We start from the raw sequence: 17,554 nt of genomic DNA, 5'->3' as shown, positions 1-17,554 counted from the left end.
TAGCTTCGAGAAGGTGCGCATCCTCTTCACGTGCCGCCCCGCCTACGGCCACCTGTACCCGTTGATGCCCTTGGCGATCGCCGCCCGCGCAGCCGGGCACGAGGTGCTCTTCGGGACCGGCGAAGCGTTCGTGGACAAGGTCCGCGGACTCGGTTTCGACGCGCACAAGGTCGGGATCTCGATCCAGGACGCCGTCGACCAGGCCGAAGGGGACGCGCTCGAGGCCATCTTCACCGCCTTCGCCGACATCCTGCCGCAGGCGACGATCGCCGACCTGACCCCGCTGCTCCCCACGCTCCGGCCGGATCTGGTCGTCTACGAGATGAGCGACGTCGGCGCGGCGGCCGCCGCCCACCGGGCCGGGATCCCGGTGGTGTCCCACGTGATCGGGCGGTCGATGCCCGCCGAGCTGATGGCCGCCGCCGCGCACCGGTTCGCGCCGCTGTGGGACGGCAACCCGCCTGCCGACCTCATGCTGGGCGACGCCGGGATCGACGTGTGGCCGGATGTCGTCCGCGACCCGGTGGCGAGCTCGCTGCCGACGGTCTTCCGGCTCCGGCCGGTGCCGTGGAACGAACCGGGCACGGTGCCGTCGTGGCTAGACAAACGCGACCGACCCCTCGTCTACCTGACGCTGGGCACCGTGGCCTTCGGCGCCACCGGCGTACTGCGCGCGGCGATCGACGGCCTCGCGCGGCTGCCGGTGGACGTACTGGTCGCCCGCGGTCCCGGTGACCCCGGCGAGTTCGGCGATCTGCCGCCGAACGTCCACGTGACCGGTTTCGTGCCGCAGTCCGAAGTCCTTCCGCGCGCGGATCTGGTGGTGCACCACGGCGGAACCGGGACCGTGCTCGGCGCGCTTTCGGCCGGCCTGCCGCAACTGGTGCTGCCGCAGGGCGCGGACCAGTTCGTCAACGCCGAAATGCTGGAGACGGCCAATGCCGGACGGGCGCTGACCGGCGACGAGGTGACCGCGGACGCCGTCGAGGAGAGGGCCAAGACCCTCCTCGACGACGCCCGCGTGCGCGAGGTGGCGGCCAGGGCCCGTCACGAGATCGCCGCCATGCCCGCGCCGTCGGAGGTCGTCCGGCGGCTGGAGGAGTTCGCCGCTCGTTAAGTGACCGACCGCAAGATCTCCCGCGCGACGACGTCGTTCTGCCGGAACGGGAGCGCGTTGGTCCTCGGCCGGGTGAACGCCCCTGCCGACCGCGCCGACGTATGCGGCCCGAGCGCGAACCGGCGCGGATGCGGCCGGCCCTCGCCGTCGAGCATCCGGCCGTCGGAGACGCGGATGTGGATACGGCCGGCGAGCAGCCTGTCGCCGGTGACCGGGTCGAGGACGGCTTCCTCGCCGAGCGCTCCGCTGTCGCGCAACTGTCGCAAAAGGACATCGGACGCCCTGGAGACGCTCGGCTCGGGGAGCCGTGCCTCGACCAGGGTCCGAGCCTCGGTCTCACCGGGGAAGCTCGCACCTGAAGCGACGAAGGCCCTGCGCTCCTCGTCGGCCGACACCCGCATTTCGGCACCCAAGAAGGAAACGAGACCTGCTTCCTGGAGCGCTAGCAGTTCTTCGAGCCTTCGCGGGGGCGGTCCGCTGGCGAAGTAGGAGAAGAAGCCGAGGAACCAGCCGTCCAAATCGGACAGTTGCGACGCCGCGTCGAGCCGTCCGGTCTGCACCAGCGCCGGAAGCTGCCCCATCACGGAAAGCAGCGCCATGAACGCACCCAGATCCGCGCTGTACTCGGGGTCCGCCCGGCGGCTCAAGTCCGCTTCGACGTACTCGCGCAGTTCCTTGCCGTACTCCTCGGCGGTGCCGAACTCGGCTCCCGCCATCGGCCGGTCGAGCCTGCCGAGGTCGAGCCGGTCGTCCGGCGCCGGAACCGCCCGCGCCACCAGCGCGTCGAGCTCGCCGGGCGCGGCGTCCGCGAAAGCGTCGGCGAAGACCGCGAAATCCATCCGCACCCGCTCGGGGTGGGCGGTGAAAAGTTCGCTGTAGTAGGCCCACGCGATCTCCTTCGAGATCAGTGGCCAGACGTCGCGGCGGAAGTCGATCGGTCCGGGCACGTCGCAGAGCTTCCCGATCGCGTAGGCATCGAAGAATTTGGGCAACTGCAACGGTTTGCCGCGCAGCCGGTAGCCGATTTTCGAGTGGTACGGCACGCCACGGCGTGAACCGATGTGCAATACCGGCTCGGCGCCGCTGGGGTGGTATTTCAGCCCGCCGCACGCCTGCTCTTCGAACCGGCCGCCGCGGCCTTCGGTCAGCAGCAGCATCAGATCGACGAACGCGAGGCCGAATCCGCGCACCAGCACGGTTTCCCCTGGCCGAATCGCCGAATAGTCGACGTCGGCGGTGTAGCCTGCCGGGTAGTAGGCGAGGTCGTGCCGGGCGGCGAAATCGGCGAGTGCGGTTTCGCGTTCGTCCGGTTCGGCGTCGAGATGCCCGACGGTGAACAGGACCGCGTCCACGGCGAGGGGCTCCGCCCGGTCCTCCAGCCAGAGCGACTGCGGATCGCCGTCTTCCAGCCGCACCGCACGCGTCCGGTGCTCGACGACTTCGATCTCGGGCGGGAGCCCGGCGCGGACCTCGCGGTGGAACCAGGCGAGGTACGCGCTCTGCAGCCGTCGCGTGGGGAAGTGGTCGCTTTGCAGCGCCTCGAGTTCGGCGCGCAGGCTTTCGTCGACTTCCGCGTCGAGCGCGCCCTCGCGAACCAACCGCGCCCACTCGATCAGCGAAGGCCCGGGGCGGATCGGCCCGTCGATCTCCACGGTGTCGTCGGTGAACACGGTGACGTCCTCGGGCATGGAGTTCATCCGCAGCAACGGTGACTGCTCATGACGCCAGACCCGCCCGGCCCCGGCGGGAAAGGGATCGACGAGATGCACCACCAGCCGCCGCCCGCCGAGGAGCTCGGCGGCGTTGGCACCGAGCCGTTCGAGCACGCCCACCCCACGTGGACCGGCGCCGACCACCGCGAGCACGTAGGGAAGGTCTGCGGTACTCACGAAGCCGAAGCTACGCCGGGATTCCGGGGCGTGTGCGGGTTCTCAAGGAGCGGAACCCGTTGCCACGGCGTGGAACCGGCGCGTACTCGTCGAACAGGGGGACACGGACGAGAGGGACGGACGATGCCGGTCGAATTCCTGGGTATCGGAGGCACCAACGACGGTTCGGAGACACATCCGCGATCGGGTGGCGTCTTCGACAAGGACTACACACTGCGGCTCGCGCGGGCACACGAGGAATTCGGCTGGGACCGGGTGCTGTTCGCGTACGGCTCCAGCGGGCCGGACCCGGCGCAGGCGGCCGCGTACGTCGCGGCGAAGCTCGACAAGCTCCAGATCCTGCTGGCACACCGGCCGAACGTCTCGTACCCGACCTTCGCGGCGAAGACGTTCGCCACGCTGGACCAGCTCTCGGACGGGAAGCTCACGGTCCACTTCATCACCGGCGGCAGCGACCACGAGCAGCAGCGCGAAGGCGACTACCTGACGAAGGACGAGCGCTACTCACGCACGCGCGAGTACATCCAGATCGTGAAGCGGGCTTGGACGTCCGAAGAACCCTTCGACCACGAGGGCGAGCACTACCGCTTCGCTGACTTCGTTCTCGACGTCCGGCCTGTGCAGCAGCCGCGCCCCGGCGTCTCGTTCGGTGGCTCGTCTCCGGCGGCGTACGCGGCGGGCGGGGCCGAAGCGGACATCTTCTGCCTCTGGGGCGAGCCCCTCGCGCAAACGGCCGAGCAGATCGAGTCCGTCAAGGCCGCGGCGAAGGCCGCCGGGCGGACCGACGTCCCGCGCATCCAGGTCGCCTTCCGCCCGATCATCGCGCCGACCGAGGAACTCGCCTGGGAGAAGGCGCACCGCACGGTCGACGCGATCAAGGCCCGGACGAGCGGCGGTCAGCAACTGACCCGGCGGCATTCGCTCACGAATCCGGAGAACACCGGCTCGCAGCGGCTCCTCGCGGTCGCCGCCGAGGGCGAACGGTTCGACCGGGCGCTGTGGACCCCGACGGCGGCCGCGACCGGCGGCGCGGGCAACTCCAACGCCCTGGTCGGCACGCCCGAAACCGTCGCGCAGGCCCTGCTCGACTACTACGACCTCGGCGTCGACATCCTCTCCGCCCGCGGCTACGACATGCTCGGCGACACGATCGACTTCGGCCGTCACGTCATCCCGATCGTGCGCGAAGAGGTCGCCAAACGCGACGCGGCGAAGGCGGCTTCGGCGCGCGAGGTACTCGCCGTCGACGGCTGAACCGTTCACTACACCGAATGGCGGACGGCGTCATCCATTCGGCGCACGACGCCGACTGCCGTCGATTGTCCCGGTCGTCGCGGAGCGGAGTCGAAACACGTTCGCCCGCAGGCGCCCCGGGGACCACTCGCGGACCACCGTCGCGACGCGGCATCCCCGCCCCGGGTGACGCCGTCCTGTCCGCTTTTTCCCGGCGAAGAGCCCGAATCGACCCAAAAGCGCTGGCCTGGGCGTTGATACCGGTCAACGGGACATCTTCGCGGGCGAAAGTCCATCCACGAAAAAGATCTCCAACTCCAGAAACCCGGCGAAAGAACCTAGCCAATCACCAACAGTCAGGAGACACTTACGTGAACGAATGACGCTTCGTGACGAGCTCGTGACCGCGTTACTCTCGGTCACGAGTTTCTCGCGTAATAAGGACCCTATTGGGGGCAGCATGGCTTCGGCCGGACGGGTCACTTACCGAGAGGTGTTCGGTGTAGCCGAGTTCCGTTCGCTCTGGTTCGCCGAACTGTTTTCGATCTTCGGTGATCAACTCGCCAGGGTCGCCCTGTCCGTCCTCGTCTTCACCGAAACCCGCTCCGCGACCCTGACCGGTCTCACCTACGCGCTGACCTACGCCCCTTCGCTGCTCGGCGGCATCTTCCTCACCGGCTTCGCGGATCGGTTCCCCCGGCGGACCGTCATGGTGGTCGTCGACCTCTTACGGGCCCTGCTGATCGCGCTGGTCGCGGTGCCGGTGCTGCCGTTCTGGGTCCTGTGCGTGCTCGTCGGCGGCGTCTCGCTGCTGAACCCGCCGTTCAAGGCGGCCCAGCTGGCCCTGCTGCCGCAGATCCTCGAAGGCGACCGGTTCGTCGTCGGCATGGCGATCCGCAGCATGACCGTCCAATCGGCGCAGCTGGCCGGATTCGCCGGCGGCGGGCTCCTGCTGACCGCGCTCGAACCCCATATCGCCCTCGCGCTGGACGCGGTCACCTTCGTGATCTCGGCGCTGTTCGTCCGGTTCGGACTGAAATCGCGGCCGGCCGCGGCGTCCGGGGAGAAGCGCAAATCGTTCTTCGCGTCGATCGGTTCGGGCGGCAAGATCGTCTTCGCCAGCGCCGGGTTGCGCTCGTTGCTGCTGTTCACCTGGCTGATGGGCCTGCTGCCGGTGTACGAGGGCATCGCGGCGCCCTACGTCGCCTCGTCGGGCGGCGGCCCCGAGGTCATCGGCCTGTTGCTGGCCGCCGATCCGATCGGCAGCGTGATCGGGGCGTTCATCTACTCACGGTGGGTGCCGGCACACGTCAGACCGAAACTGATCGGGCCGCTTTCGGCGTTGACCGCGCTCCCGCTGCTGCTGTGCTTCCTGCAGCCGGGACCGCTGTCGTCGATCGTGTTGTTCGTGCTCTGCGGCGGCTTCGGCACGGTGGCGCTGATGCAGGCGACCGCGTCACTGACGCTGGCCGTGCCGGACGAGAGCCGGGCACAGGTGATGGGGCTGTCGAACACCGGATTGACCACGACGATGGGGGTGAGTCCCCTGATCGGCGGCATCCTGGCGGACCAGGTGGGCCCTCAGTCGACCGTCGGCGTCTTCGGCCTTGCGGGATTGATACTGACCGTCCCGCTCGCGTTGAGCTGGTTCCGGACCCTCAGCCGCGACCCGGAACGGTGGCAGGAAAAAGACGCCGCACGCGCAGAACATTGAGCTGTTCCACGCGCCGGCCCGATCGCGCGGACGTCTGGCGCGCGCCCCAGTTCACTGATCCCTACCGGCCATCGCTGGCACCTTTCCCTCGACCTCTCAGAGAAAAGTACACACCTAGGGAGCTTGTCGACAGCCCGCAAGTCGGTAGAAGCTGTCCGTAAGTAGGGGGTTTCGGAGAATGACGCAAGAGTCAGGGGGAAAGATGATCACATCGGAGGAACGCGCTGGACATCGTTCGGCTCTCACGGTAGCGACGTGGGAGCTGTGGAAGAGGCCCAAGCACTGGATCGCCTACACCGGGCTGTCCGTCGCGACGATGCTGGCACTGACGGGGGTCTTCGCCGCATCCATCGCCATCACGTCTTCGCAGGTCCTGCTGTGTTCCCTGCTCGCAGGGCTCGCCATCGCGCACACCGAGGCGACCCGCCGGATCGAGCGCCAGCGGCGCAGCATGAGCGTCACCCCGCATATCAACATGACCTCGGTCTGGGTCCTGCCGGGCGCGATCCTGCTTCCGCCGCAGTTGACCGCGCTTCTCGTAACCGTGATCTATCTTCACCTCGGATACCGCAGCTGGGCGGGCCTTCGCACGGTCAACCCTCACCGAACTGTGGCGAACGCCACATCGATGACGCTGACCGCGTTCGCCGCCTGGGCGGCCGTGCAGATCGTCGGCGCCGACACGGCGTCGGTGACGTCGATCTGTGCCGCGAGCCTCGCCTTCTTCCTGATGAACGCCGTCTTCACCGGCACCGGCCTGTACTTCGCGGCGCCCAAGAAGGCGACCGTCCAGACGCTCCTCGGCTCTTGGGACGACAACATCCTCGAAGCCTCGACGGTCTGCATCGGCGCGCTCGTGCTCGCCGTCCTGCCGCATCAGCCGGTGCTCGTGCTGCTCGTCTTCCTGCCGCTGTACCTGCTGCAGCGTTCGGTGCTGATCAAGCAGCTGGAGGAGCTCGCCACCACCGACCAGAAGACCCAGCTGCTCAACGCCACGACCTGGCAGCAGGGCGCCGTCCGCGAGGTCTCCCGCGCGGAGCGCGAGAACGGCCAGTTCGGCGCGCTGATGATCGACCTCGACCACTTCAAGAGCATCAACGACACGTACGGCCACCTGGCGGGCGACGACGTGCTCAAGGGGGTCGCGGCGCTGGTCAAGGCCGAAACGCGGACGCAGGACCTCGCGGGCCGCTTCGGCGGTGAGGAGTTCGTCGTACTCCTGACCTCGTCTTCGAAGCAGGAGTCCGTCGCGGTCGCCGAGCGGATCCGGCAGCGGATCAGCGAAATGGTCATCAAGACCCAGGACAACGAGGGCAACGCCGTGGTCATCGAGCAGCGGACGGCGTCGGTCGGCGTCGCGACGTTCCCGCTCGACGGCCGGACGATCGACGAGGTCATGGCCTCGGCCGACGCCTCCGTCTACGCGGCCAAACGCAACGGCCGCAACCGCGTCGTCTCGTCACCGGATCTGGCGTCGGTCACCGAAGAAGCCATGGAGGCCGTCGCGGCTTAGCGCAGTCTTTCCATCACGTCGGCGGCCGCGGTCCGGAGCCGGACGACGCCGCCGACGGTGAATTCGGTGAGCAGGTCGATGAGCGCGTCCGCGTCGGGCGGCTCACCGTCCCAGCTCGCCTGGACGAGCGCCTCGGTCATCGCGAAGAACAGCGTGACCAGCGCCTTGTCCGCGCGGCCGGAGTCGACGCCGTGGCGTGCCCAGCGCTGACGGCTCGCCTCGGTGTAGACGGTCGCGAGCCGTTCACGAAGCCGGGTGAGGGCCGGATCGCCCATGCGCTCCGCTTCGCGCAGTACGGGGAACGCGTCGGGATTCGCCGCGACGAAGGCGAACATGTTGGCGTAGTTGGCGCGGGCCCATGACCGGAGCTCGGGCTGCGAGAGGTCGAGGGCGGGCGCGCCGATCGCCTCGAAGGCGCGTTCCTCGATGTCCGCCACGACCTGGGCGAACAACGTCGTGCGATCACCGAACTGCTCGTAGACGGCCTGACGGGACACCCCCGCGCGCCGGGCGATCTGCTCGATCGTCGCGGCCTGCGCGCCGTGCACCGCGAAGACGCCGGCCGCCGAACCCAGCACCCGCGCGCGTTGCTCGCCGATCGGGAGTTTGCGGGGTCTCCCTCGCGGCGCCGGACTTGACATTGTGCGCCACCTCACTGACTCTCTTTTTCGACACGTCTGTCGAAAATGTTTGTGCTCAACGAGGAGCAAGCATGCGTCCAGGATCCCGGCGCGGTGTGTCCGCCGCCGTCTCAGCGGCCACCATCGCGGCCCTGCTGACCTTCGGGGCACAGCAGGCCGGCGCCGCCCCGTCCTTCTACGATCCCCCGTCGCCACTGCCCGCGGGTGCTCCCGGCGACATCATCCGGCACGAGCCGTCCACCTTCTACGTCGATCCCGTGAAACTCATCAAGGCCGACGCGGACGTTCAGCGCATCATGTACCGCAGCACCGACACCCACGGCCGGGCCAACGCCGTGACCGGCACCGTCCTCACCCCCAAGAAGGCGTGGACCGGCGCGGGCGAACGGCCGGTCATCGGCTACGCGGCCGGGACACAGGGCGTCGGCGACCAGTGCGCGCCGTCGAAAGCCCTCTCGGCGGGCATGGAGTACGAAGGCCCCTTCATCGCCGGGCTGCTGCTTCGCGGCTACGGCGTCGTCGTCACCGACTACGAGGGCCTCGGCACTCCCGGCGTCCACACGTACGTCAACCGCGTCGCCGAGGGCAACGCCGTCCTCGACTCGATCCGCGCGGCGCAGCGCCTGCCCGAAGCGAACCTGCCGGACAACGGCCCGGTCGCGACCGCGGGCTACTCGCAGGGCGGCGGGGCGTCGGCGTCGGCCGCCGAACTGCAGCCCTCGTACGCGCCCGAACTCAAGCTGAAGGGCTCGTACGCGGGCGCCGTCCCGGCCGACCTGGCCGAAGTCGGCAAGAACATCGACGGGCACTACGCGTTCGGGTTCCTCGGCTTCACGATGGTCAGCATGGACGCGGCGTACCCGGAGCTGAACATCCCGTCCCTGCTGAACGCGAAGGGCGCCGAAGCGTTCGAGAAGGTCAAGCAGGAGTGCACTGTGGACGCGATCTTCGCGCACGCGTTCACGCAGTCGAAGGACCTGACGAAGGACGGTCGGCCGCTGACGGCTTACCTCGGCGAAGAGCCGTACAAGACGCGAGTCGGCGAGCAGCTCATCGGTGCGCGTAAGCCGGGCGCGCCGACGCTGGTCGTCCACAGTGCTCTCGACGACATCGTCCCCTACGCGCAGGGACGGACCATGGCGCGCTCGTGGTGCGCGAAGGGTGCGAAGGTGCAGTTCTCGACTTCGCTGGTTCCGACGCACGTGGGCGGGGCGATCCGGGCGTTCCCGGAGGCCTTCGCTTGGCTTGAGGGACGCTTCGCGGGACTGCCGGCCTTCGGGAACTGCGGCCTCTTCTAGCGCTGCCGAGTGTCATGAAAGGGCCGTTCAGGACATCTTTTGTCCTGAACGGCCCTTTCATGACACGTCACTTGAGGCCGCACTCGGGTGTTCCGGCTTCGATCACGTGAGCGCGGCCGATCGGTCCAGGTGGTCGTGAGTGGCGATTCGGGTTAGAACCCGAATCGCCACTCACGACGTCACTTGAGGCCGGTGGCTTCCGCGGCGGCGGGGTCCGAGTCGCTCAGGAACGTCTTGCAGCGGTCGTACTCCTCGGTCTCGCCGATCTTGCCGGCGGCCTTGCCGAGGACGGCGAGGGAACGCAGAAAACCCTGGTTCGGACGGTGCGACCACGGCACCGGCCCGTGTCCCTTCCAGCCCGCGCGGCGAAGCTGGTCGAGACCGCGGTGGTAACCGGTGCGGGCGTACGCGTAAGCGGCGACGGTCTCGCCCGCGTCGAGCGCCTTCTCGGCGAGGGCGGCCCACGCCTCGCTGTAGTCGGGGTGCTCGGCGGCGACGGCGGCCGGATCGGTCCCGGCATCCAGCGCCGCCTGCGCGGCGGTGTGCTCGGGGAGATGCGTCGGCTGGGGGCCGAGGAGGTTCGTCATACGGGCCATTGTGCCGACCCGTCTCCCCAAGGGCGCCCCGCGCCCGACGGAGACTTCACATCGCGCGCCCTCTGTCGGCCGAAGGCCACGAAAGTTCGATGAAGGGGCGCATCTCGGAGCACGCGACCGTCGCCGGACAAAGGCGCCCCTTCGGCGAGCTTTCGTCAGCGCGCGATCAGCAGCGCTGTGATCAGAAGAACAGGCTCCCGAGAATGCCCCCACCGGCCAGCACCAGAGCGGCGACGAGGACCGCCGCGACGAGTCGTTTCGGCATCATGGCGGCACACCTTGCCCTGTTTCGCACGCCGGTCGCAAATCCACCACCCCTACGGGTGAACCCCGATTTTCGACCCCAAATGCCCATCCCGTGATCTGGAGCAGGGAAGATGGCCCGCATGACAAAGGCGACAGAAGTGACCGGGGACCTTTCGCCGGGTGTCATCCCCCGCAGCCCGATCGCGAAGACGAGGCTGTTCTTCAAGCTCCATTGGCACCGCGGCGCGCCGGGACAGGCGACGCCGGACTGGGTGCTGAACTTCTGCTACTCGATGTGGCTGGCCGCGTTCGCCTTCAAACTGGTGGGCTCGTCCTGGGACATGTCGTGGCATTTCATGTGGCTGCGTGACGACCTCGCCCCGCCGCACCTGATCAACACCGTCGGCACGGTGATCATCATGGTGCTGGTGGCGATCCACAGCTACACCGGCATGGGCGCCGACCGGCGTTCGCTGCGGCTGATGCAGATCGGGCTCGTGGTGTTCCTCATCGCGGCGCCGCTGGACGTCATCAACCACCGCGTCAACGGTCTCGACCTGACCGCGTGGAGCCCGTCGCACATGATGCTCTACATCGGAACGGGCATCATGCAGGCCGGTGTGATCATGGGCTGGCTCAAGTACGCCAAGCCCGGCCGTCTGCGCACCGGTGTCCTGATCGGACTGTGGGCCTTCTTCCTCGAGAACACGTTCTTCCCGAACGGTCAGCAGGAGTACGGCATCCTCGGCCTGCGCGCCTGGGAACGCGGCACGCCCGAGGCGGAGCCCGAGCTGCTGAACTTCGCCGCCAACCAGATCGGGCATCCGGTCGACCGGGTCGCCGTCGAGTACTTCACGATGCCGATCGACGACTGGGTGTACCCGCTGTGGGGCATCGGCGTGATGGCGCTGATCTTCGCGCTGGCGCGGCACACGACCGGTTTCCGCTGGGCGGGTACGACGGTCGCCGCCGCGTACCTCGCGTACCGGCTGGTGATGTGGCCGCTGCTGCTCGGGATGGGCTTCCCGGTCTCGGTCGTGCCGTTCTATCTGCTGGCCGTCGGGCTCGCCGTCGACCTGGCGTTCCGCATCGGGCGGGGGCATCCGATGCTGACGGCGGGCGCGGGCGCGCTGCTGGTGACCGCCTTCGGCTACGGGATGTTGTGGGTGCAGTCGCAGTTCCGGCCGTGGATCCTCGGTGACGCGCACACGGAGTCCGCGCCGCCGGTGGCCTACTGGACGGCCGCGGTCTGCCTGGTCGGGGTCGGCGTGCTGTGGGCCGCCGCCGGGCCGGGGACGCGGGCGATGAACTCGGTGCTGGAGAAGCGTCGCGCACGCGCCGCCTAAGTCTCACGTCGCTGGATCGTGCCCGGCCCGCCACAAGGAATCGAGCGGGAGCGCCATCAGCCGATCACCGAAGCTGATGGCGCCCTGGCTCCCCGTGTGCAAGACGATTCCTTGCGTGAACTGATCACCGAGAAGGTCTCTCAACTGGGCGAGGCCGCGGAAATCCGCCGCGGTCACGGTGTCTCGCGCCTTCGCTTCGATGCCGACAACCTGCCCGTCGTCCCGTTCCATGACCACGTCGACCTCCGCGCCACCGCTCACTCGCCAGTGGTGCAGCCGAACCTCGGCTTCGCTCCACGTCGCTTGCTTGGCCAGTTCATTGACGATGAAGGTCTCGACAAGGGGGCCACGGGTCGGCGCCACGGGCTTCGCCAGGGATTCCGGTGACACGCCCAGCAAAGAAGCGGCGAGTCCCGTGTCGGTGAGGTGCAACTTGGCGTGTTTCACCGCCCGGGACGTCAGATTTCGCGACCACGCCGGGAGCCGGTGGACCAGGAACACCGCTTCGAGCAACTCGACGTACTTGTTCACCGTGGTGCGGTGAAGGCCTGTCCTGGTCGACGTGTTCACGCTGTTGTGCTCTTGCGCTGTGATGGAGGCCAGGTAAGCCAGCAAGGCCGTCATCGCGCTGGGTTCATTGACCCTGGACATCTCCCGGATGTCGCGCTCCGCGATGGCCTGCACATCGGCACGGAACCAGGCTTTACGCGCACGCGCGCCGCCGAGAAGCGCGGGTTCGGGAAAACCTCCGCGACAGATCCGCTCGAAGTAGTCCGCGCGATCGACGCTCGCGGGACCGAGGCCGAGCAAACGGCCGGGTTCGTCGAAAGCGACATCGATGAACCGCTCGAACCGCCCCTCGAACTCCCCCTGCGAGAACGGCCACACATCGACGACGACGCCCCTGCCCGCCAGGGACTCCGAAAGACTGGGAGTCGCCAGGAACCTGGTGGACCCGGCCAGGACGTAGCGTCCTGGCCCGTTCTCCGCGTCGACCTCCGCCTTGATCGCTCTGATCAGCGGGTCCCCTGCCCGTTGCACCTCATCGATGAGCCTGGGCTCCGGGCCGGTACCGGCGAATCCGACGGGGTCCTCGATGGCCGCTTGCAGAAGTTGCTCGTCGTCGAGGTTGAACGAGGTACCACCGTGCCGCCGGTGCAGATGCCTGAGCATGGTCGTCTTACCGGCCTGACGCGGGCCGTTGAGGATCACGACGCGAAAGCTCGCCAGGTACTCCTCTGCGACGGCACAACTGGCGCGTACCAGGTCCGATTCGGCCATAGCTCCTCGAATGCCGGAGGTCGTGTACATCTCACAGTACCCTCGACCGACATTTCACGACCAGGTGAACCGACATTCCACAGCGCAAGTGACCGACATTTTGCCGATCTTGAAACCGCTGGCCTCAGCCACGCTCCGAGTACGTGAAGGCCCCCTTCCTTGCGTCTAACGCAAGGAAGGGGGCCTTCACGTACTTCCGCATTCAGAGGACGAAATGCGGGAAGGTCAGAGCTTCTTGCCGGCCGAGCCCAGCGACTGAGCGGCCTCGACGACGCGCGCGGCCATGCCGGCCTCGGCGGCCTTCAGGTAGCTACGCGGGTCGTAGACCTTCTTGTTGCCGACCTCGCCGTCGATCTTCAGGACGCCGTCGTAGTTCTTGAAGAAGTGGTCCGCGATGGGCCGGGTGAAGGCGTACTGCGTGTCGGTGTCGACGTTCATCTTCACGACGCCGTAGGACACCGCCTCGCGGATCTCCTCCGGCAGCGAGCCGGAACCGCCGTGGAAGACCAGCTCGAACGGCTTCGAGCCCGCCGGGAGGCCGAGCTTCTTCGCCGCCGCCTCCTGGCCGCCCTTGAGCACGTCCGGGCGCAGCTTCACGTTGCCGGGCTTGTAGACGCCGTGCACGTTGCCGAAGGTCGCGGCCAGCAGGTAGCGGCCGTTCTCGCCGGAACCCAGCGCGTCGATCGTCTTCAGGAAGTCGCCCTCGGCGGTGTACAGCTTCTCGTTGATCTCGGCCTCGACGCCGTCTTCTTCGCCGCCGACGACGCCGATCTCGACCTCGAGGATGATGTTCGCGGCCGCGGCCTTGGCGAGCAGCTCCTGCGCGATCTCGAGGTTCTCGTCGAGGTCGATCGCGGAACCGTCCCACATGTGGCTCTGGAACAGCGGGTTCTGGCCGTTCTTGACCCGCTCCGCGGAGATCTCGATCAGCGGGCGGACGAAGCCGTCGAGCTTGTCCTTCGGGCAGTGGTCGGTGTGCAGCGCGACGTTCACGTCGTACTTGGCGGCGACGACCTGGGCGAACTCGGCGAGCGCGACCGAACCGGTCACCATGTCCTTGACCTTCTGGCCGGACGCGAACTCCGCGCCGCCGGTGGAGAACTGGATGATCCCGTCGCTCTCCGCCTCGGCGAACCCGCGGATGGCGGCGTTCAGGGTCTCCGACGAGGTCACGTTGATGGCCGGGTAGGCGAATTCGTTCGCCTTCGCCCGGTCGAGCATCTCCGCGTAGACCTCGGGGGTGGCGATGGGCATCGTTTACTCCTCCTCGAAGCAGGCTGGTGCACCTCTCGGCCGCATCGTACGAGGTCGGCCGGGAGGTGCCTACAGCCGTCGCGTCAGAGGAGGACCGCGGCGAGCGCCCGGTAGACCGGCAGGGGGTCGGAGTTCAGTACCTGGATGTTGACGTGGTCCGCCCCGGCCTCGATATGCGCGGTGACGCCGCGGGCGACCGTCTCGGCGTCGCCGTGGACGGCCAGCGCGTCGATCAGCTTGTCGCTGCCCTCGCCCGCCAGGTCCTCGTCGGTGAAACCGAGTTTCCGCAGGGAGTTCGTGTAGTTGACGAGACCGAGGTAGAACTTGACGCTCGGCCGTCCGATCTCGCGGGCCTTCGCCGGATCGGCCTCGAGGACGATCTTCTGCTCCGGCGCGAGCAGCGGTCCTTCGCCGAGGATCTCGCGTGCCTGACGGGTGTGCTCGGGCGTCATCAGGTACGGGTGGGCTCCCGCTGTGCGGTCTCCTGCGAGTTTGATCACCTTCGGGCCGAGAGCGGCGAGAACGCGGCCTTCGACCGGCACCCCGGCGGCGTCGAGAGCGTCGAGGTACTCGACCAGCGCCGTGTACGGCTTCTTGAACTCGGCGGTGTGCTCGCGGTGCCCGGCCCCGATCCCGAGCAGGAAGCGGCCCGGGTGCTTCGCCTCGATGCGCTTGTACGACTCGGCGACCGTGGCCGCGTCGTCCTTCCAGATGTTGACGATGCCGGTGGCCACCTTGATCGTCTTCGTGGCGTCGAGCAGCTCCTCCGCCTTCACGAGGTCGCCGTCCGGTGAGCCGCCCAGCCAGATCGCGCCGTAGCCGAGTTCTTCCAGCTCACGGGCGATCTCCGGGGTGAAGACGGATTCGTGCTGCCAGATGCCGATCCTGCCGAGTTCGATTCCCATGTTCCGAGCCAACACCACGGGCGGGCGATGTCTTCCCTTATGTTCGAACCATGGCGAAACTCGGGAACACCGACCTCGACGTCCGTGGGATCAACCTCGGCGGCAACGTCTTCGGCTGGACCGCGGACGAGGAGCAGTCCTTCGCCGTCCTCGACGCCTACACGGCGGCGGGCGGCAACTTCATCGACACCGCCGACCTGTACTCCCAAGGCGGTTCCGAGACGATCATCGGCGACTGGCTGGCCAAACGCGGGCGCCGTGACGACGTCGTCATCGCGACCAAGACCGGCATGTGGGAGCAGCGCAAGGGGCTGTCGGCGGCGAACATCGCGGCGGCGGCCGAAGACTCGCTGCGACGGCTTCGCACCGATCACATCGACCTCTACTACGCGCACATCGACGATCCGGACACCCCGGTCGAGGAGACGGTGCGGGCCTTCGACGCGCTCGTTCGCTCGGGCAAGGTGCGCTACGTCGCGGCGTCGAACTACTCCGCCGAGCGACTGAGCGAAGCACTGTCCATTTCGGACCGCGAGGGGCTGGCGAAGTACGTCGCGCTGCAGCCGCACTACAACCTCGTCGAGCGGGACTACGAGCAGGACCTGGCGCCGACGGTCGAGCGCGAAGGCCTGACCACGCTGCCGTATTTCTCGCTGGCCAAGGGTTTCCTCGCCGGGAAGTACCGGTCGAAGGACGACCTCGGGGACAGCCCGCGCGCCGCCCGCGCATCGTCCTATTTGGACGAACGGGGCGAGCGGGTGCTCGCGGCGCTCGACGAGGTCGCGGCCTCGCGCGGCGTCCCGGTCGCCGCGGTTTCCCTTGCCTGGCTGTTCGCACAGCCGACCGTCACCGCGCCCATCGCGAGCGCCCGCTCGGTCGAGCAGCTGAACGACCTCCTTCCCGCCGTCGACCTCGCGCTGACCACCGAGGAGGTCGACGCCCTTACCGCCGCCTCGCGCTGACCCCTCCCGCGTTTCGTCCTCTGAACGCGGTAGTTGGCACCACGAACTACCGCATTCAGAGGACGAAACGCGGACTTACTTGCGGGTAGCTTACTCCGGGTAGGTTGAGGTACCGTCCGAAAGCCTTAGGGCTCGGACGAGGAGGCAACGTGGCCAAGAACAGCGTGAACGGCAAGGTCGTCCTGATCACCGGCGCCGCGAGGGGCATCGGCGCGGGACTCGCCGAGCGCCTGGCCGCGCAGGGCGCGAAGGTCGCCCTGGTCGGCATCGAAGCCAAGGAACAGCAGGCGGTCGCCGACAAGATCGGCCCCAGCGCGCACGCGTGGGAAGCCGACGTCACCAGCTGGGACGACCTCGAACGCGCCACCGCGGGCGTCGTCGAGCACTTCGGCGGGATCGACATCGTCATCGCGAACGCCGGCATCGCGACCTCCGGTTTCGTCCGGTCGGTGGATCCGGCCGCCTTCGAGAAGGTCATCGAGGTCGACCTCCTGGGCGTTTGGCGCACCTTCCGCGTCACCCTTCCGCATGTCATCGACCGCAAGGGCTACCTGCTCGCGATCTCCTCGCTGGCCGCGATCACCCACGCGCCCGGCATGGCGAACTACGCCGCCGCGAAGGCGGGCGTCGAGGCGTTCTGCAACAGCTTCCGCGCCGAAGTCGCCCACCTCGGCGTGAAGGTCGGTGTCGCGCACCCCACCTGGATCCGCACCGACCTCGTCGAGAGCGCCGACCAGCACCCGGTCTTCGGCAAGCTCCGCGCCGGCATGCCCGGCCTGCTCGGCAAGACCTACCCGCTGTCCGTCGCGCTCGACCACCTGCAGGCCGGGGTCAACAAACGCGCCCGCACCGTGCACGTTCCCCGCTGGGTCGGCGGCCTGAAGCTGATCCGCGCGTTCCTGCCGCCGATCATCGAGATCGGCGCGAAGGGCCGGATCAAGAAGGCCGACGCCGCCGCGCTCATGGACATCAAAGAGCGCGGGGCGTACGAATCTTCAGTGACCGGCCAGGCAGGCCGGGCCGCCACACGAAAGGGCTGACGTATGTCCCGTCGCGACCAGATCCGCATGTCACCGGACGAACTCGCCGCCTACCTCGACGAGCAGAAGGTCATCAACGTCGCGACGATCGGCCCGAACGGCCGCCCGCATCTGGCGCCGCTCTGGTACTACCCGTACGAGTCCGGCGTCGCGACCTGGACCTACGGCACGTCCCAGAAGGCGAAGAACCTGGAGCGAGACCCCCGTGCCACCGTGCTCATCGAGGACGGCGAGAGCTACGAGAAGCTGCGCGGGGTCTCCCTCGAAGCCGACGTCGAGGTCATCACCGATACGGCCGTGGTCACCCGGATGGGTATCAGCCTCATGCAGCGGTACGCGGGCGCGAAGCCCGGGGACCCGGTGCCCGACGAGCTGTCCGGCTTCATCGGCAAGCAGGCCCCGAAGCGGATCGGGCTGATTTTCCGGCCCACCAAGATCGTCAGCTGGGACCACACGAAACTCGGTGGCACGTACTGACGGGTAGGTAGTACTAGCAAGTAACTGTTACTTCAGGTAACG

At 68.0% G+C, this 17,554-nt stretch carries 15 protein-coding genes; 9 read left to right on the top strand and 6 right to left on the bottom strand.

Features of this window, described 5'->3' with window-relative positions:
- Window positions 1-13: 13 nt before the first annotated feature.
- Entirely contained in the window at window positions 14-1,117 is a 1,104-nt protein-coding gene (locus ED92_RS07600; RefSeq protein WP_037334596.1) for a glycosyltransferase, read from the top strand.
- Here ED92_RS07600 and ED92_RS07595 read toward each other — a convergent pair.
- The gene (locus tag ED92_RS07595; RefSeq protein WP_037334595.1) at window positions 1,114-3,006 is read right to left on the bottom strand and encodes an FAD/NAD(P)-binding domain-containing protein; all 1,893 of its coding nucleotides are present in this window, start codon (window positions 3,004-3,006) and stop codon (window positions 1,114-1,116) included. The genes ED92_RS07600 and ED92_RS07595 overlap by 4 nt on opposite strands.
- A 123-nt stretch (window positions 3,007-3,129) precedes the next feature.
- Here ED92_RS07595 and ED92_RS07590 point away from each other — a divergent pair, with 123 nt between their 5' ends.
- The 3 genes from ED92_RS07590 (at window position 3,130) to ED92_RS07580 (ending at window position 7,466) form a co-directional block, all read left to right on the top strand.
- Window positions 3,130-4,260 (top strand): LLM class flavin-dependent oxidoreductase, encoded by a 1,131-nt coding sequence (locus tag ED92_RS07590; RefSeq protein WP_037334594.1) that lies wholly within the window; start codon window positions 3,130-3,132, stop codon window positions 4,258-4,260.
- Between the two features lie 439 nt (window positions 4,261-4,699).
- A complete protein-coding gene (locus tag ED92_RS07585; protein ID WP_037334593.1) occupies window positions 4,700-5,953 on the top strand; it encodes an MFS transporter in 1,254 nt (417 codons plus the stop codon).
- Window positions 5,954-6,155: 202 nt separating this feature from the next.
- On the top strand, window positions 6,156-7,466 hold the full coding sequence (locus ED92_RS07580) for a GGDEF domain-containing protein (RefSeq protein WP_037334592.1): 1,311 nt from the start codon (window positions 6,156-6,158) through the stop codon (window positions 7,464-7,466).
- Here the strand turns inward: ED92_RS07580 and ED92_RS07575 are convergent.
- Window positions 7,463-8,044, bottom strand: a complete 582-nt coding sequence (locus ED92_RS07575; protein ID WP_081975716.1) for a TetR/AcrR family transcriptional regulator — start codon at window positions 8,042-8,044, stop codon at window positions 7,463-7,465. The genes ED92_RS07580 and ED92_RS07575 overlap by 4 nt on opposite strands.
- Window positions 8,045-8,178: 134 nt before the next feature.
- Between ED92_RS07575 and ED92_RS07570 the strand changes: the two genes are divergently transcribed.
- A complete protein-coding gene (locus ED92_RS07570) occupies window positions 8,179-9,405 on the top strand; it encodes a lipase family protein (protein ID WP_037334588.1) in 1,227 nt (408 codons plus the stop codon).
- A gap of 179 nt (window positions 9,406-9,584) precedes the next feature.
- Here ED92_RS07570 and ED92_RS07565 read toward each other — a convergent pair whose 3' ends face one another.
- Window positions 9,585-9,992, bottom strand: a complete 408-nt coding sequence (locus tag ED92_RS07565; RefSeq protein ID WP_037334586.1) for a DUF3151 domain-containing protein — start codon at window positions 9,990-9,992, stop codon at window positions 9,585-9,587.
- A gap of 395 nt (window positions 9,993-10,387) precedes the next feature.
- Here ED92_RS07565 and ED92_RS07560 point away from each other — a divergent pair, with 395 nt between their 5' ends.
- Window positions 10,388-11,593, top strand: a complete 1,206-nt coding sequence (locus ED92_RS07560; RefSeq protein WP_037334584.1) for a hypothetical protein — start codon at window positions 10,388-10,390, stop codon at window positions 11,591-11,593.
- Between the two features lie 3 nt (window positions 11,594-11,596).
- Here the strand turns inward: ED92_RS07560 and ED92_RS07555 are convergent, their stop codons facing one another.
- The 3 genes from ED92_RS07555 to ED92_RS07545 all read right to left on the bottom strand — a co-directional run bounded on the left by ED92_RS07555 (window position 11,597) and on the right by ED92_RS07545 (window position 15,033).
- Entirely contained in the window at window positions 11,597-12,874 is a 1,278-nt protein-coding gene (locus ED92_RS07555) for an ATP-binding protein (protein WP_052120310.1), read from the bottom strand.
- A gap of 225 nt (window positions 12,875-13,099) precedes the next feature.
- The gene (gene fbaA / locus ED92_RS07550; protein WP_037334580.1) at window positions 13,100-14,128 is read right to left on the bottom strand and encodes a class II fructose-bisphosphate aldolase; all 1,029 of its coding nucleotides are present in this window, start codon (window positions 14,126-14,128) and stop codon (window positions 13,100-13,102) included.
- A gap of 83 nt (window positions 14,129-14,211) precedes the next feature.
- Window positions 14,212-15,033 carry an LLM class F420-dependent oxidoreductase gene (locus ED92_RS07545; protein WP_037334577.1) on the bottom strand — a complete coding sequence of 274 codons (822 nt, stop codon included), beginning with the start codon at window positions 15,031-15,033 and terminating at the stop codon, window positions 14,212-14,214.
- A 50-nt stretch (window positions 15,034-15,083) separates the two neighbouring features.
- On the opposite strand from ED92_RS07545, the gene ED92_RS07540 reads away from it, so the two are divergent.
- The 3 genes from ED92_RS07540 to ED92_RS07530 all read left to right on the top strand — a co-directional run bounded on the left by ED92_RS07540 (window position 15,084) and on the right by ED92_RS07530 (window position 17,512).
- Window positions 15,084-15,995, top strand: coding sequence for an aldo/keto reductase (locus ED92_RS07540; RefSeq protein ID WP_037334575.1), 912 nt, complete (start codon window positions 15,084-15,086; stop codon window positions 15,993-15,995).
- Window positions 15,996-16,144: 149 nt separating this feature from the next.
- A complete protein-coding gene (locus ED92_RS07535) occupies window positions 16,145-17,035 on the top strand; it encodes an SDR family oxidoreductase (protein WP_037334573.1) in 891 nt (296 codons plus the stop codon).
- 3 nt (window positions 17,036-17,038) lie between these two features.
- The gene (locus tag ED92_RS07530) at window positions 17,039-17,512 is read left to right on the top strand and encodes a pyridoxamine 5'-phosphate oxidase family protein (RefSeq protein ID WP_037334571.1); all 474 of its coding nucleotides are present in this window, start codon (window positions 17,039-17,041) and stop codon (window positions 17,510-17,512) included.
- The last annotated feature ends 42 nt before the right edge of the window (window positions 17,513-17,554 follow it).

The sequence above is a fragment of the Amycolatopsis sp. MJM2582 genome, assembly GCF_000754115.1.
GTDB lineage: Bacteria > Actinomycetota > Actinomycetes > Mycobacteriales > Pseudonocardiaceae > Amycolatopsis > Amycolatopsis japonica.
This window is presented reverse-complemented; position numbering and strand designations above follow the sequence as displayed.

Excerpts from the sequence above, each read along its gene's own strand:
- ED92_RS07590 (WP_037334594.1), top strand. The coding sequence starts at position 3,130 with ATGCCGGTCGAATTCCTGGGTATCGGAGGCACCAACGACGGTTCGGAG.
- ED92_RS07585 (WP_037334593.1), top strand. The coding sequence starts at position 4,700 with ATGGCTTCGGCCGGACGGGTCACTTACCGAGAGGTGTTCGGTGTAGCC.
- ED92_RS07580 (WP_037334592.1), top strand. The coding sequence starts at position 6,156 with ATGATCACATCGGAGGAACGCGCTGGACATCGTTCGGCTCTCACGGTA.
- ED92_RS07570 (WP_037334588.1), top strand. The coding sequence starts at position 8,179 with ATGCGTCCAGGATCCCGGCGCGGTGTGTCCGCCGCCGTCTCAGCGGCC.
- ED92_RS07565 (WP_037334586.1), bottom strand. The coding sequence starts at position 9,992 with ATGACGAACCTCCTCGGCCCCCAGCCGACGCATCTCCCCGAGCACACC.
- ED92_RS07560 (WP_037334584.1), top strand. The coding sequence starts at position 10,388 with ATGACAAAGGCGACAGAAGTGACCGGGGACCTTTCGCCGGGTGTCATC.
- ED92_RS07555 (WP_052120310.1), bottom strand. The coding sequence starts at position 12,874 with ATGGCCGAATCGGACCTGGTACGCGCCAGTTGTGCCGTCGCAGAGGAG.
- fbaA (WP_037334580.1), bottom strand. The coding sequence starts at position 14,128 with ATGCCCATCGCCACCCCCGAGGTCTACGCGGAGATGCTCGACCGGGCG.
- ED92_RS07545 (WP_037334577.1), bottom strand. The coding sequence starts at position 15,033 with ATGGGAATCGAACTCGGCAGGATCGGCATCTGGCAGCACGAATCCGTC.
- ED92_RS07540 (WP_037334575.1), top strand. The coding sequence starts at position 15,084 with ATGGCGAAACTCGGGAACACCGACCTCGACGTCCGTGGGATCAACCTC.
- ED92_RS07530 (WP_037334571.1), top strand. The coding sequence starts at position 17,039 with ATGTCCCGTCGCGACCAGATCCGCATGTCACCGGACGAACTCGCCGCC.